This window comes from Corallincola spongiicola (assembly GCF_004284785.1).
GTDB lineage: Bacteria > Pseudomonadota > Gammaproteobacteria > Enterobacterales > Neiellaceae > Corallincola > Corallincola holothuriorum.
Window position 1 is genome coordinate 202,737 of the sequence record NZ_SHLY01000002.1, and the last position, 13,895, is coordinate 216,631.

The 13,895-nt window shown below is 50.9% G+C and carries 15 protein-coding genes; 4 read left to right on the forward strand and 11 right to left on the reverse strand.

Features of this window, described 5'->3' with window-relative positions:
- Positions 1-62 precede the first annotated feature (62 nt).
- The 9 genes from EXY25_RS06585 to cutA form a co-directional block, all read right to left on the reverse strand.
- Positions 63-1,115, reverse strand: a complete 1,053-nt coding sequence (locus tag EXY25_RS06585) for a DUF2955 domain-containing protein (RefSeq protein ID WP_130566177.1) — start codon at positions 1,113-1,115, stop codon at positions 63-65.
- A 29-nt stretch (positions 1,116-1,144) separates the two neighbouring features.
- Positions 1,145-2,320, reverse strand: a complete 1,176-nt coding sequence (locus EXY25_RS06590; RefSeq protein WP_130566178.1) for an HlyD family secretion protein — start codon at positions 2,318-2,320, stop codon at positions 1,145-1,147.
- A gap of 148 nt (positions 2,321-2,468) precedes the next feature.
- Positions 2,469-3,980 carry a S10 family peptidase gene (locus EXY25_RS06595; RefSeq protein WP_114339876.1) on the reverse strand — a complete coding sequence of 504 codons (1,512 nt, stop codon included), beginning with the start codon at positions 3,978-3,980 and terminating at the stop codon, positions 2,469-2,471.
- A 128-nt stretch (positions 3,981-4,108) separates the two neighbouring features.
- On the reverse strand, positions 4,109-5,452 hold the full coding sequence (accC, locus tag EXY25_RS06600) for an acetyl-CoA carboxylase biotin carboxylase subunit (protein WP_114339877.1): 1,344 nt from the start codon (positions 5,450-5,452) through the stop codon (positions 4,109-4,111).
- Between the two features lie 15 nt (positions 5,453-5,467).
- Positions 5,468-5,920: an acetyl-CoA carboxylase biotin carboxyl carrier protein gene (gene accB, locus EXY25_RS06605; RefSeq protein WP_130566179.1), complete on the reverse strand. Its 453-nt coding sequence runs from the start codon at positions 5,918-5,920 to the stop codon at positions 5,468-5,470.
- A gap of 28 nt (positions 5,921-5,948) precedes the next feature.
- Positions 5,949-6,401 carry a type II 3-dehydroquinate dehydratase gene (gene aroQ / locus EXY25_RS06610; protein WP_114339879.1) on the reverse strand — a complete coding sequence of 151 codons (453 nt, stop codon included), beginning with the start codon at positions 6,399-6,401 and terminating at the stop codon, positions 5,949-5,951.
- A gap of 296 nt (positions 6,402-6,697) precedes the next feature.
- Positions 6,698-7,273 carry a hypothetical protein gene (locus EXY25_RS06615; RefSeq protein WP_130566180.1) on the reverse strand — a complete coding sequence of 192 codons (576 nt, stop codon included), beginning with the start codon at positions 7,271-7,273 and terminating at the stop codon, positions 6,698-6,700.
- A gap of 15 nt (positions 7,274-7,288) precedes the next feature.
- Complete coding sequence (locus tag EXY25_RS06620; RefSeq protein WP_130566181.1) at positions 7,289-9,055, reverse strand: protein-disulfide reductase DsbD; 1,767 nt, start codon at positions 9,053-9,055, stop codon at positions 7,289-7,291.
- Positions 9,055-9,423 carry a divalent-cation tolerance protein CutA gene (cutA, locus tag EXY25_RS06625; protein WP_246019516.1) on the reverse strand — a complete coding sequence of 123 codons (369 nt, stop codon included), beginning with the start codon at positions 9,421-9,423 and terminating at the stop codon, positions 9,055-9,057. Before cutA ends, EXY25_RS06620 begins: the two co-directional genes overlap by 1 nt.
- 118 nt (positions 9,424-9,541) lie before the next feature.
- Here cutA and EXY25_RS06630 point away from each other — a divergent pair, with 118 nt between their 5' ends.
- The 4 genes from EXY25_RS06630 (at position 9,542) to EXY25_RS06645 (ending at position 13,136) form a co-directional block, all read left to right on the forward strand.
- Complete coding sequence (locus tag EXY25_RS06630) at positions 9,542-10,060, forward strand: FxsA family protein (protein ID WP_130566182.1); 519 nt, start codon at positions 9,542-9,544, stop codon at positions 10,058-10,060.
- Positions 10,061-10,207: 147 nt separating this feature from the next.
- Positions 10,208-10,498: a co-chaperone GroES gene (locus EXY25_RS06635; RefSeq protein ID WP_114339883.1), complete on the forward strand. Its 291-nt coding sequence runs from the start codon at positions 10,208-10,210 to the stop codon at positions 10,496-10,498.
- A 54-nt stretch (positions 10,499-10,552) separates the two neighbouring features.
- Positions 10,553-12,211, forward strand: a complete 1,659-nt coding sequence (gene groL / locus EXY25_RS06640; RefSeq protein ID WP_114339884.1) for a chaperonin GroEL — start codon at positions 10,553-10,555, stop codon at positions 12,209-12,211.
- A gap of 211 nt (positions 12,212-12,422) precedes the next feature.
- Complete coding sequence (locus tag EXY25_RS06645; RefSeq protein WP_130566183.1) at positions 12,423-13,136, forward strand: MipA/OmpV family protein; 714 nt, start codon at positions 12,423-12,425, stop codon at positions 13,134-13,136.
- Positions 13,137-13,201: 65 nt separating this feature from the next.
- On the opposite strand, the gene EXY25_RS06650 is transcribed toward EXY25_RS06645, so the two are convergent.
- Positions 13,202-13,453: a hypothetical protein gene (locus EXY25_RS06650; RefSeq protein ID WP_114339891.1), complete on the reverse strand. Its 252-nt coding sequence runs from the start codon at positions 13,451-13,453 to the stop codon at positions 13,202-13,204.
- Between the two features lie 115 nt (positions 13,454-13,568).
- A complete protein-coding gene (locus EXY25_RS06655; RefSeq protein ID WP_130566184.1) occupies positions 13,569-13,892 on the reverse strand; it encodes a prephenate dehydrogenase in 324 nt (107 codons plus the stop codon).
- Positions 13,893-13,895: the final 3 nt, after the last annotated feature.

The following is a 13,895-nucleotide window of genomic DNA, read 5'->3' on the forward strand; positions in this document are numbered from 1 at the left end:
TCGCCGCGTCGATGTTAAGTCACCGGTGGGTGCTTTATGTAACGCCCCCATCGGTGGGTGTTTTAATTGCTGGCGCTTGTTCCGCCAGCGATGACCGTGGCGCGACTGCGACGGCTGTAGATTGCCACCACGATAAAAGCAAAGATCACATAGGCGGCAGCCAAACCAATACCAATAATGCGGGCGTAGAATTTGGCATCGGCGTCACCACCAAAATTGCCGGTGGTTGAACCAATCAGCAGCAGCACGGTGGAAAAGGCCGAAGCGTACAGCGGTGCCACCGGTCGATCAGAAAAGATCCGCTGACTAAATAGTAGGGCGGTGAGTAGGATCAGTAACAGCAATGCACTCAGTTCAGGCACCGCGACAAGCAGGCGGAACAGAACCAATGCAACTAAGCCTCCAGCGATATTGGCTAAAAGCAGGGCGGTGGCGCCCTTACTGCTTTTTTGTAGATCCGGGGTCAGTGCCAATAAACAGATAAACACCAGAGTGATTAGGTCTTCGGTGAGGCCAAAATAGAAAAAGCTGACCACGGCAGGGGTGACCACTACTGTGCTTATCCACGCCGAGTGGATCGCATCACTGTCACTGACGGTCGTTGCCTGTTGCTTATCTGGTACGCCAGTGGTGACATCCAGATCTGGGATTAGCCAATGGCTAAACCATAGGAAGAGCACTGCAAACAAACCGGCGGTGGCTAGGCCCCCAGCAACGGTTAAAGAAAGCGCCTGATGGGTTAACGAAACAACCGGTATCATGGTGAAGGCAAGTAACAACATCACGCTGACGATCGCTGGCGTACCTTTGGCTGCTCCTTTAAAAATGCGAAATAGAAACAGGATCACTAACAGCATGCAGACAATGGGATAGCGCAGGGTCGCGGCGGAAAACAGCAACCCGAGCAACGCACTGCCAGCGATGAGTATTATTAGCTTGCCGCCGCCTTTAAACCCGGGATTGGGTTGGGTGTTGCCTAACAGTGATACCGTGAGTACTGGGATCAGGTAGCCGACCGGCAGGCCTGAGATGCAGGCAAATACCATCGCTAAAGTAGTGCCGATGGCAAACCTGAGCATCCGTCGCTGTTGTGGATCCGTGATGGTCGGGGTCATTGAGATCAGCCTTTAAGCGTCAGCGTCTGTTAGTAGGCATAACTGAGCAGACTGATGAAGCGTATCCACAGCTTACCTATGCTATTCATAATCCAACCGTCGCCAGTATAAACAATCACATCCACTTGTCCGCCGACTCGGCGTAAGCCAGTGCTGTCGTCGTCAGTGAACTGAATGATAACCGGCATGCGCTGCGCTTCCCGTAACCAGCCACTGGCGGTATTAATGGTTTGTAGTTGCCCAAGCTGGTTGTTCTTATCCCAGTTAATACCGAAGCCGACGCTGGCGACCTTGCCTTTAAAAACGCGGCCTGGTGCAGCATCAAGTACCATCTCAACATCATCACCGGCCTTAATGTTTTCGAGGTTGTTCTCACGCATATAGGCTTCGATCCAAACATCTTCAGCCGAGATAAAAGTCATCAGTGGCGCACCTGTCTGGGCGTAATGTCCCACGCTGATCTGCACGTTGGTCGCTACTCCTAAATGAGGAGCCGTGACTACGGTATTTTGCAGATCAAGACGAGCTTTTCGCAGAGCGGCAATGGCGTTACGGATGCGCGGGTTGTTTTCTCCTTCACTACCTAACTTCTGTTTCGAAGCACGCAGATCGGCCTGCGCCTTTGCCAGCGAAGCTTTTGCTTTGGCCACTGAAGCAACGGCTTGGTCACCAAATGATTGCGCCATGATCCCTTTCTTGGTCAGGGTAAGCGTTCGTTTGGCTTGTGCTTCTTTATTGGTCAGGTGGGCTTGGGCGTCTAACACATTGGCTTGCGCAGCACTGACCGCTTCCAGATCCGCGCCAATCGCTTGGCCTGCCATCTCTAAGTCGGCTTCTGCCTGAACGACTGCGAGTTGGTATTTCTCCGGATCAATACGAAACAACAGGCTGTCTTGTTTAACGATTTCGTTATTGTCGACACCTATCTCTATCACTGTGCCGGCGACTTCTGCAACCACGGGGACCACGTAAGCGCGTAGTCGTGCTTGATCGGTGTTGGGGGTAACGCGATCGGCGATCAGATACCAGACAAACAGTAATACACAGGCAATTAAGACGCCTTGTGTAATTTTTTTCACTTTTAATGCTTTCGCTTGCTCATCGATCGCTGCCGTTTGCTCTGCATCAGAGGTGAGAGACTCATCGACGGCGGCTTGAGGCTCTTCATTAGAGGACGTCTCTGTCTGTGTTTTGTTCTCTGTCATCGACTTGCATGCCTTATTGCTGATCGAATTGGCTGAAAAGTGCCAGTATGATGTTGTTTTTTATAGGGCAAGGGTAGAACGATATCTAGTTAAGGTACAAGCAGCTTTGCACCGATAGTGCCAAGCTGCTGCTGGATTTGTGCGCTAACTAGGGAGTTTCGATAAACCTACGGACATCATCAGTAAGCTGTTTTAGGCTGGGTTCGTGGACATACATCATATGTCCGGCCGGATAATAGGTCATGGTGACACGCTTTGGATCGATGCCGTAATGGGCAAAGGATTGTTCGGTAGCGAAAAAGGGCGTTGCCATATCGTAGTAGCCATTGGCGACAAAGATCCTGAGATCACGATTTTGGCGCATCCCTTTAGCAATCAAAGGAGCGACATTGATGACGTTTTCTTCTCGGGGCGAGCCGCCCATGGACCAATCCCAATGTCTGTAAACTTCGCTGCTCAGGATCTGGTAGATCTCTTTACGCTCAACTCCGATCTGGCGTCCCAGATAGTCATTTATCGCTGCGGTATAAGCTGCGGCGATACCATAACCCGACGGATCGGCTTCGAACGTTTCCCCTGCGCTATCGGCATCAGTACCTAAATAACGGGAGTCCAGACGGCCTACGACTTTTCCTTGTTCACGAAGCAGCTCTTTCATAAAACGCATCTCATGAATACGCAGATCGGTTGCGGCGAGATACTGCTTGGAGAGTCCAGTGTATTGATGCAGCTTTTCAATGATCACTGCACGTTCTTCTGTGGTCAGCCGACTGCCTTTGAGCAGGGCAACAGAGTATTCATTGAGAACAAACGCCTTCACTTCTTCAATGAATGGTGCCAACTGTTCGGGTTTGTTAGGCAGTGCATTGTGATACCAAGCGGTGGCTGCATAAGTCGGCAGGAAGCTCATAAACGGTTGCTCATTACCGGGAAAAAAGTCACCGGTTTGGTAATCGACAATCGCAGAGATCAGCAGAATGCCGTTCAGATTGACTGCGTTCCAGCCCTCTTGTAGTTCTCGTACCAGCGCCCCGATACGCGTCGTGCCATAGCTTTCGCCTGCCAGGTAACGTGGTGAGTTCCAGCGTTTGTGTTCACTGATAAAGTGACGAACGAAGCGAGACAGCACTTCAGCGTCTTTTTTCACGCCCCAGAAATCGGTGCCTTGATACTCCCCTATTGCTCGGGAGTAACCCGTGCCAACGGGGTCAACGAACACCAGGTCGGCAATGTCCAGCATCGCTAACGGGTTGTCGATCAGGGGATAAGGCGGTGCGCCTGCATTTTCACCATTGGAGGGGACAACGACACGTTTTGGTCCAAAGCCCCCCAGGTGCAGCCAAACTGACGCGCTGCCAGGGCCGCCATTGAAAAAGAATATCAGCGGTCGTTGCTCACTCTTTTTCTTGCCGGTAGCGATATAGGCCGTGCTAAAGATACTGGCCATTGGCTTGCTGTCATCATCGACCAGATGAGTATCAGCGGCGATAACGCGGTACTCGATCTTTTTATCATTGAATTTTCCTGACAGCTTTTTCTCCACCCGCACCGGTTCGGGGAGCGCCTTCGTGGTGTTTTGTTCGGTGGCTTCTTCGGCGATCGCAAAGCGACACAAGAGTATAGATAGCAAGCTGATGAATAATAGATTGGCGGGCTTCATGTCGGTCTCTGAATGGTTGATTAGCGCGACTTAAATCTATACGCCGGTGTTGACCAAGCGCAAGGGGGATCTGATTTTGCTAATAAAAAAGGCTGCCGAGGCAGCCTTTAAGAGCATAGCAGTGGTGATTACTGCAAACCGAGTTTCTTTTCCAAATAGTGGATATTCGCACCACCAAACTGGAAGTTCTCGTCGGCCATGATCTCTTTGTGCAGGTTGATGTTGGTCTTGATCCCTTCGACTACGATCTCATTCAGCGCGTGCTTCATGCGAGCGATGGCGACATCGCGGCTTTCGCCGTAACAGATCAGCTTACCTACCATAGAGTCATAGTTCGGCGGCACTGAATAATCTGTATAGATATGGGAATCCCAACGCACCCCTAAACCACCCGGAGCATGAAAGCGCTTGATCTTACCTGGCGACGGAATAAACGACTTAGGATCTTCTGCGTTAATCCGGCATTCAATGGCATGACCACGGATCTTAATCTCTTCCTGAGTGAAAGAGAGCGGTTGGCCTGCAGCCACGCGCAGTTGCTCTTTAATCAGATCCACACCGGTGACCATCTCTGTCACAGGGTGCTCTACCTGAATACGGGTGTTCATTTCGATGAAATAGAACTCGCCGTTCTCAAATAGGAATTCGAAGGTGCCAGCACCACGGTAGTTAATCTCTACACAGGCACGGCAGCAGCGCTCACCGATAAAGCGGCGCATCTCTTCAGTTACGCCTGGCGCAGGTGCTTCTTCAACCACTTTTTGGTGGCGACGTTGCATAGAACAATCGCGCTCACCAAAGTGGATCGCACTGCCCTGACCGTCAGCCATGACCTGAACTTCGATATGGCGAGGGTTCTCGAGGAACTTCTCCATGTAGACAATATCGTTGTTAAAGGCAGCTTTAGCTTCGGCGCGAGTCATGGCGATCGATTGGATCAGCTCTTTCTCTTCTCGTACAACACGCATACCACGACCACCACCACCACCGGAGGCTTTGATGATCACAGGGTAGCCGATACGTTTGGCGATAGAGATATTCTTCGCCTCATCGTCGCCCAGAGGCCCATCAGAACCGGGAACACAGGGGACACCCGCTTTCTTCATCGCCTCAATGGCTGAGACTTTGTCACCCATCAGGCGGATGGTTTCGGCCGTTGGCCCAATAAAGATGAAACCACTATTCTCTACCTGTTCGGCAAATTCAGCGTTCTCAGCCAAAAAGCCGTAACCAGGGTGGATAGCCACTGCGTCGCTAACTTCTGCCGCACTGATGATGGACGGTACGTTGAGGTAGCTTTCTTGGGCTGGCGCATTACCGATACAGATCGACTCGTCGGCCAGCAGTACATGTTTTAGTTCGCGGTCAGCAGTGGAGTGCACTGCGACTGTCTTGATCCCCAGCTCTTTACAAGCTCGGAGGATACGAAGCGCGATTTCGCCGCGATTGGCGATGACGACTTTATCCAGCATGACAATTCTCTGTGGTTATTCGATAACAAACATGGGTTCGTCGAACTCAACAGCGTCGCCGTTGTTGACCAGGATCGCTTTAATAACACCGGACGTGTCTGCTTCGATCTGGTTCATCATCTTCATCGCTTCGACGATGCAGAGGACGTCTCCAGCATTTACATGCTGGCCGACTTCGGAAAATGGCTTAGCTTCAGGCGATGATGCGCGGTAGAAGGTACCGACCATAGGTGAGCGAACCAAATGACCCGCCGGTTCGTCAGCTACAGGAGCCGCTGCTGCCGCAGGTGCTGCGGATGGTGCTGCAGCTGGCGCGGCCGCTGGGGCGGCTTGATACTGGACCGGTGCCTGCATCACTGTGCCACCACAGCTGATGCGCACGGATTCTTCACCTTCGGTGATCTCCAGTTCATTGATACCTGATTCTTCGACTAACTCGATCAGTTTTTTAATTTTGCGAATATCCATCGATTTCTCTCTGCGTTAGTACGTTGTTCTAGTCGTTGGGGCACAGTCGGCGACATGCCGCCTGCAGTGCAAACTCATAACCTTGAATGCCCAAACCGCAAATGACGCCTTCTGCTACATCAGACAAGTAGGAGTGGTGGCGGAACGATTCGCGGGCATGGACATTGGACAGGTGTATTTCTATAAATGGAATAGCCACCCCCAGCAGTGCATCGCGTATTGCCACACTGGTGTGAGTGAAAGCGGCAGGGTTAATCAAGATGAAGTCCATCTTTCCCCGCGCCTTATGGATCGCTTCAATTAGCTCATGCTCAGCGTTGCTTTGAAGATGGGAAAGCTGCACACCATAAGAAGCGGCTTGGGCATCAAGTGCCTGAACCACATCGGTCAGTGTTTGATGGCCATAGATCTCAGGCTCGCGTAAACCAAGTAGATTTAGGTTTGGGCCATTCAGCAATAAAATGTTGAGTTTTGCTTCCATCTTGCAGGCTTTTTCTTCTAATTCGTGTTTATGGGCTATTGCACGTCAAATCTGAGCAAAATTTAGCTTTTTGAGCTGTCGGAACGGTGAAAAGTTCCCGCTTTTTTCGAATTATATTGTTTTCGCAGAAAATCGCAGCATTTTTCTGGTCGAATCAGTGCAAAGTTTTGATGTTGATTAGAGGTTTTACTCTAACTTGGCTTATCTGAACAGTTAAATACTGCTCCAAGCATAGATGAAGTGGCGGAGTCTGCCGCTTTTGTTTGACACTGTGCAGCGAGATTTGTTCAGGCGAGTTAGATCTCTGTTTTCCCCATTTTTATCTCGGCTTTTTCAAATAACGGCATATAGGCTTCTTGTTGATAAAGCTTGAGCGCAATAGACATCACCATGATCTCACCCTCTGGCGGTGGGTTTTTGACTTTTGCTCCAACACTGATGGCAAATGAATTTAGCTCAGGGTCATTGGCGGCAAACTGCTGAAACGATTTAAATGCAGACTCACCTTCATCGGTGAGTTTCATTTCGTAGTCGATCCAGTGCAGCGGTGCGCGCAGCCAGCGCTCTTCGGTGCGCGGAGTTTCCGAGATCAGTTCAAAGTTGAAGGTTTTCATTAGTTGCCCGTTGGGGCTGGCGAGCGTGACTTCGAGTATGGTCTGTTCTGGCTTTAACCCAACTGCCTCCTCAACCGTCACCTTTGCCCGAATATCTTCGGGCTTAAGTTCGACAAACTCTTCTGGGCCAAACTGGCTCATTTTGACCATGGTGGATAAGGGAACGCTGGCGCACCCCAATACCCCCACCAACGTGAGTAGGGCGACGGAGATCACTCGCCGTGTTGCCATCCAGGAAAATGAGCATGCAGCTGTCATGGTTGCAACGATCCCTTATTCGGCCAAGACCCTGTCCAGGTGTTCGGCAAAACGATCCGGCCCTTGGAATCCGGTAACCCGCAGTGTTGCCAACTCGGCGGCACTGGGGTCATAGAATACCAAGGTTGGCAGTCCGAGTACGCCAAGGGACTCCAGTAATGCAATGGCTTCGCCACTGTTGTCGGTCACATCGGCCTTAAGCAAAACAAACTGATCTAGACGCTGAACCACGTGTTCCGCTGGAAACGTTTTCTGTTCAAACTCTTTGCATGCCACACACCAATCAGCATAAAGATCCAGCATCACCGGCTTACCTGCTGCTGCCGCAGCGTCAACCTGTTGTTGTAATTCGCTGACATTCGCCACGTTAATAAACTGGCCGGTGATGGTTGCTGGTTGCTGCTTCAGGCCATTGATGGCGGTCCAACCCCCAACAGTCAAAGCCAATACCGCGACAGTGATGCGGGCGGTAAAGTGGCCACGTTCCGCGCCGTATTTAGTAAAGGCAAGAAACAGCAGGGTGACAGTAATCAACAGTGCCCATAGCAAGCTCTCTACTATGGTGGGGAGCAGGCGGCCAACCAACAGCAGTGCGGCAGCTAATAGGACAAAACCAAACAACATCTTAATGCTGTCCATCCAGGCGCCTGCCTTCGGTAGGAGTTTGCCGCCGCTAGTGCCGATGATCAGTAAGGGTAACCCCATACCGACACTTAACAGGTAGAGAGCCAGACCGCCGAGCACCAGATCACCCGACTGCGCAACATAGAGTAGCGCGCCGGAAAGGGGCGCCGTAGTGCATGGTGAGGCGACGAGACCAGAGAGCACACCCATGATACCCACACCGATATAGCTGCCACTCTTTTGGCTGTTGCTGACATTGCTGATGCGGCTGACCCAATGGCTGGGCAGTTGGAAATTAAACGCGCCAAACATTGAAAGAGACAAAACGACAAACAGACCGCCTAAACTTAGTAGTACCGCTGGGTGTTGTAGTGCAGCCTGAAATTTCAAACCGGCGGTTGCTACCACCAATCCCAGTGCCGCATAAGTGATCGCCATTCCCTGGACATACACCAATGACAAGCTGAAGGCGCGGCGAGTGGTTAATTTGTCACCTTGGCCGACCAGAATGCCGGAAAGAATGGGGTACATAGGAAAAACGCAAGGGGTGAAAGCTAGCCCTACGCCTAAGATAAAAAACAGCAGTAGTGCCCAACCTACACTGGCTTCGCTAAGTAGCGCGTTAAACCCACCTTGATCCATAGGCACGCCGGATGCTCTCTCTGTTGTCGCGTTGCCGTCTGCCGCAGGTGTGTCTGTGGCTAGGGCTGCGGCAGCTTCGTCCGGTTGCGGTTGCAGGTAAACGGTTTTCCGAGTTGGCGGATAACACAAGCCGGCAGCAGCACAGCCCTGATAGGTGACCGTGAGCTCAGCGTTGTCGGAGATACTGGAGACAGGGACCGTGATGACGGCTTGATGATAATAGACTTGAGTCTCACCGAAGTACTCATCCATGTAGAGGATACCGGCGGGGCGTTCAGCGGTGCCCATCTCTGCGCCGTTAACTTTAAATTTGAACTTGTCACGGTACAGATAGTACTCATCGGCTACCTGCCAATTTAGCTCAACACTGCTTCCGTTTTGCTGATAGCTGAATTGGAAAGCCTCATCAACGGGGAGAAATTGATCATCTGCGGGCAGTAGACCCGATAACCCAGAGGCCGATACCAATGTCGGCAGTAGGAACAGCATCGAGAAAAAGCGCATTTTTAACCACATTATTTTGTGTCTCTCTGTAAACATTGGCCTAACCAGGCCAGGTAATTGGCGCTACCATCTTCGATGGTTACCACCAAAAATTCGGGTACGTCGTAGGGATGCAGCTCCGTCAGCCGTGCCTCGAGATCCGACAGAGTGCCGTGGTCACTTTTAATAAGCAACTGTACCTCATTGGTTTGCTCGATCTTATCCTGCCAACGATAAATAGACTGCATTTGCGGAATAAGATTGACACAGGCAGCCAGGCGTTCTGCTACCAGACAGCTCGCGATCCGTTGCGCATGTTCAACGTCCGGGCACGTAGATAAGACCAGTTTGGCGGTGATTTGCTTTCGCTGTTCGGTGACGTTTTTTTCTGCTGATGGCACGGAAGGGAACCTTGTTGCATTTAACCTGTCCCATTTTTAACCGGTTGCTGCATTGATAAAAGGGCATAACGCCCAAATATAGAGATTTAAGCCAACCCCACAGCATGAGAGGTGCATTTTGGCGTTTGTTCTTTTTTTGATGTTTATTCTTATTCCTATCCTTGAAGTTAGCGTCATTATTCAAGTGGGCAGCGTGTTGGGTGTGATGCCCACGGTTGCACTGATGATCCTTTCAGCAATGATTGGCGCCTCACTCGTGCGCAGCCAGGGGGTTGCTACGCTGATGTCGGTGCGGCAAAAAATGGCTCAGGGCCAGATGCCCAGCACCGAGATTGTTGAAGGCCTGCTGTTATTGGTTGCCGGCGTGCTTCTGGTTACGCCTGGCTTTGTCACCGACATCGTCGGTATCCTTATCCTGACGGCACCACTGCGTAAGTTGGTTGCGTTGGCATTGATCAAGCGCTTCCAGTTTCAGGTGGTCAATGCCGCGGCGCCTGGCGGGGCTTACTATGCCCATAGCCGACCAGGGTTTGACTCATCGGCGGCCAGCGCCAATGAACCTTTGAATTCGACATCTACAGAGTCGAGTGATCGCCGTGGTCATGTGATTGACGGCGAGTTCGAAAGAAAAGATTAGATCTGTTTCAGCGGGTTAGGTTGGTTTTTTGATTTTTTTTCACCTGTCCCGCTTGGTTTTTTTCTACCCATCCCCATCTTAAATCCACCAGCGTCCTCAAGTGGCGCTTCTTATATCAACTAAAGGTTAATCTCGGGAGATCAATAGATGACTATCCGTCCATTACAAGACCGTGTTGTGGTTAAACGTTTGGAAGAAGAATCTACGTCAGCAGGCGGTATTGTCCTGACTGGCAGTGCTGCTGAAAAGTCCAGCAAAGGTGAAGTTGTAGCAGTAGGCGCTGGCCGCACCCTTGATAACGGTGACACTCGTGCCGTTGCCGTGAACGTTGGTGACACAGTTCTGTTCGGTGGTTACGTCGAAAAAGCCCACAAAGTTGATGGTCAGGAGTTACTGATCATGAAAGAAGACAACGTACTGGCAGTGATTGAAGCGTAAGTAATACGCGTATTCAGGTAATCAGAACGCTAAAGAATTTGAGGAAAGAGAAAAATGGCTGCAAAAGAAGTCAAATTTGGTGAAGACGCACGCGTAAAAATGCTGGCTGGTGTAAACGTACTGGCTAACGCAGTAAAAGTTACTCTGGGCCCTAAAGGTCGTAACGTCGTTCTGGATAAGAGCTTCGGTGCACCTACCGTAACTAAAGACGGTGTTTCTGTGGCAAAAGAGATCGAGCTGGAAGACAAGTTCGAAAACATGGGCGCACAGATGGTGAAAGAAGTTTCTTCTAAGACCTCTGATGACGCCGGTGATGGCACCACCACTGCGACAGTATTGGCACAAGCGATCGTCAACGAAGGTGTTAAAGCCGTTGCTGCTGGCATGAACCCTATGGATCTCAAGCGCGGCATCGACAAAGCGGTTATCGCTGCGGTTGCTGAGCTGAAAGAACTCTCTGTACCTTGTGCTGACAGCAAAGCGATTGCGCAGGTAGGTACTATCTCTGCTAACTCTGACGCTCATGTTGGCGAAATCATCGCTACTGCGATGGACAAAGTCGGCAAAGAAGGCGTTATCACAGTTGAAGATGGCCAGGGTCTGGAAAATGAACTGGACGTGGTTGAAGGTATGCAGTTTGACCGTGGCTACCTGTCTCCTTACTTCATCAACAACCAGGAAACTGGCAATGTTGAACTGGAAAGCCCGTTCATCCTGTTAGTTGACAAGAAAATCTCCAACATCCGTGAACTGCTTCCTGTTCTGGAAGGTCTGGCAAAAGCAGGTAAGCCACTGCTGATTATTGCTGAAGACGTTGAGGGCGAAGCGTTGGCAACCTTGGTTGTAAACAACATGCGCGGCATTGTGAAAGTGGCTGCTGTTAAAGCTCCAGGCTTCGGTGACCGTCGTAAAGCGATGCTGCAAGATATCGCTGTGTTGACTGGTGGTACGGTTATTTCTGAAGAAGTTGGCTTGGATCTGGAAAAAGCGACATTGGAAGATCTGGGTACAGCTAAGCGTGTGGTTATCAACAAGGATAACTCAACCATTATTGATGGTGCAGGCGACGCTGAGATGATTGAAGGCCGTGTTGGTCAAATTCGTCAGCAAATCGAAGAAGCCTCTTCAGACTACGATCGTGAGAAACTGCAAGAGCGTGTAGCCAAGTTGGCTGGCGGTGTTGCTGTGATCAAAGTGGGCGCAGCGACTGAAGTTGAAATGAAAGAGAAGAAAGCGCGCGTAGAAGATGCATTGCACGCAACTCGCGCAGCCGTAGAAGAGGGCGTGGTTGCCGGTGGTGGTACTGCGCTGGTGCGTGTTGCTGCGAAGATCGCCGAGCTGGAAGGCGACAACGAAGATCAGAACCACGGCATCAAGCTGGCTCTGCGTGCGATGGAAGCTCCTCTGCGTCAAATCGTAACTAACGCGGGTGAAGAAGCCTCTGTGGTAGCTAATAACGTACGTGGTGGCGAAGCTAACTACGGCTACAACGCTCAAACCGGCGTTTACGGTGACATGATCGACATGGGTATTCTTGACCCAACTAAGGTAACTCGTTCAGCACTGCAGTTTGCAGCGTCTGTGGGTGGCTTAATGATCACCACCGAAGCGATGGTGACTGACGTACCTCAAGAAGCAGCTGCTGGTGGCGCCCCAGATATGGGCGGCATGGGTGGTATGGGTGGCATGGGTGGCATGGGCGGTATGATGTAGCCTTCCGCTTCCTAAGCGACCAAAAAACCCGCCATCTGGCGGGTTTTTTTATATCTGTTGGTAATGAAAAATTGCATTTACCGGTCTACTGATGACATGGCTGGTAGTGAAAAGTTCAGAGCCAGATCGATAAATTTGATCCATGCACGGAGATATCTCGTTCTCTGGCTATACTAAAAATCAAAACGATAAGAAACAGTAAGGGAAGCCAATGCGGAATGTAGTAAAGGCGCTTAGCCTTGCGCTGCTGGTTAGCGGTGCCGCACAAGCGACTGAAGTCACTGATGGTGTGGCTACTGCTGGCGATCGTTTTCCGAATTTCCCCCTACTCTCCCAGCAACTTGCACAGCAACCAGAAAAAGACCTACAGGTTGAATACCGAGGCGCACAATTTGTTGTCTCTGAAGCATCGTCACAACCGCTGTTTTCCAGTACCAAGCATTCGGTGGCAACGTTGGTGGAGCATAGTCAGGATCTGTGGGAGCCAGCGTTCGACTCCGCGGAAGAAAAAGATCGGGTCAACTTGGGCGCTGAGTATCGTTACCAGGACTTTTGGGGAACGGTGGCCGTGTCACTCGTATCAGAGCTCAGTGAGCAGGCGCGGGGAGAATACGGTAAGTTAAGTTACAGCTACCCTTTGCAGGTGACCGGCGATCTGAAGCTGTTTCCCGAAGTGAGTTACACCTATATGAACGGTGAGTACGCCGAGCATTATCTTGGTCAGCCATTGCTCGCTGAAGATGGTAGTGCGGTCACGGAGGGTGCATCCAAGGTGAGTGTCGGCGTTGCTGCAAAGCAGGGCCTCAGTGAAAGCTGGCAACTGAATTACAATGCCGCTGTTGGTAAGCTCGAAGCGAATGAAGCGAAAGCTGAAGCGCCTGTTTACGAATACACGTTAGGCGTTGGTGTGGCGTACAGCTTTTAGACAAGATCAGCGGTACCCTTTTTTACTCGATTAATTGTCCCTTTCTCTTTTCCTTTCACGCTCGCTTATACCAGTGCGGCGACCGCTCTATATAACTCAATTGCTCGGCTACGCGTGAGGTTGGACGCTTCAGCGGCCTGTCCTAAAGAGTTTGATACCTGCACGGATTCGGTTGCATCCTCCTCTGTCGTTTCTGACGAAGGCGGCGCTGCCACTACCTCACTGATACTGGCTAAGGCAGTTTGTTGCGCGTTATTACTCTGTGGTGGAAGCTGCTGCGTCACTGAGGCGGCGACGTTCGCATTTACGGGTTCCATTAACTTAAACCTATATCACCAAGCTGTAACGATGATCTGTTGAAAGCCTGCTCTAAGTTTAGTCGATTTTAACCCGCTTGCATGGGGCGAAGCCGCTGGAGAAAGAGTGGACCGCTTACTTGGCTTTTAGGTTGCGCTTAAATTCTGCCAGCGTGCGCAGGAGCAGTTCCAGTTTGCTTACCCATGTTTTTAGCTGTGCTTCGAATTTGTCGGGCGAAGCCGTTTTCAGTGGTTCGATCTCAGCAGCGAGCTCTTCAACATAGGGAACAAATCTGATCGCTTCACATTCAAAGCCTTGATCTTTACGGAAAACGGCGTCGAACTTCCCGACATCAAGCTGCAGCATTTCGTTGAGGATGGCATCAGCATCAATTGCTTGTCGGTAAGCCTGTTTTAAATTGGCACTGAGGTGTTCAAAAAGCTGGTCATGGCTCGACATCTA

Coding starts and splice junctions, on each gene's coding strand:
- EXY25_RS06585 (WP_130566177.1), bottom strand. CDS start 1,115: ATGACCCCGACCATCACGGATCCACAACAGCGACGGATGCTCAGGTTT.
- EXY25_RS06590 (WP_130566178.1), bottom strand. CDS start 2,320: ATGACAGAGAACAAAACACAGACAGAGACGTCCTCTAATGAAGAGCCT.
- EXY25_RS06595 (WP_114339876.1), bottom strand. CDS start 3,980: ATGAAGCCCGCCAATCTATTATTCATCAGCTTGCTATCTATACTCTTG.
- accC (WP_114339877.1), bottom strand. CDS start 5,452: ATGCTGGATAAAGTCGTCATCGCCAATCGCGGCGAAATCGCGCTTCGT.
- accB (WP_130566179.1), bottom strand. CDS start 5,920: ATGGATATTCGCAAAATTAAAAAACTGATCGAGTTAGTCGAAGAATCA.
- aroQ (WP_114339879.1), bottom strand. CDS start 6,401: ATGGAAGCAAAACTCAACATTTTATTGCTGAATGGCCCAAACCTAAAT.
- EXY25_RS06615 (WP_130566180.1), bottom strand. CDS start 7,273: ATGACAGCTGCATGCTCATTTTCCTGGATGGCAACACGGCGAGTGATC.
- EXY25_RS06620 (WP_130566181.1), bottom strand. CDS start 9,055: ATGTGGTTAAAAATGCGCTTTTTCTCGATGCTGTTCCTACTGCCGACA.
- EXY25_RS06635 (WP_114339883.1), top strand. CDS start 10,208: ATGACTATCCGTCCATTACAAGACCGTGTTGTGGTTAAACGTTTGGAA.
- groL (WP_114339884.1), top strand. CDS start 10,553: ATGGCTGCAAAAGAAGTCAAATTTGGTGAAGACGCACGCGTAAAAATG.
- EXY25_RS06645 (WP_130566183.1), top strand. CDS start 12,423: ATGCGGAATGTAGTAAAGGCGCTTAGCCTTGCGCTGCTGGTTAGCGGT.
- EXY25_RS06650 (WP_114339891.1), bottom strand. CDS start 13,453: ATGGAACCCGTAAATGCGAACGTCGCCGCCTCAGTGACGCAGCAGCTT.
- EXY25_RS06655 (WP_130566184.1), bottom strand. CDS start 13,892: ATGTCGAGCCATGACCAGCTTTTTGAACACCTCAGTGCCAATTTAAAA.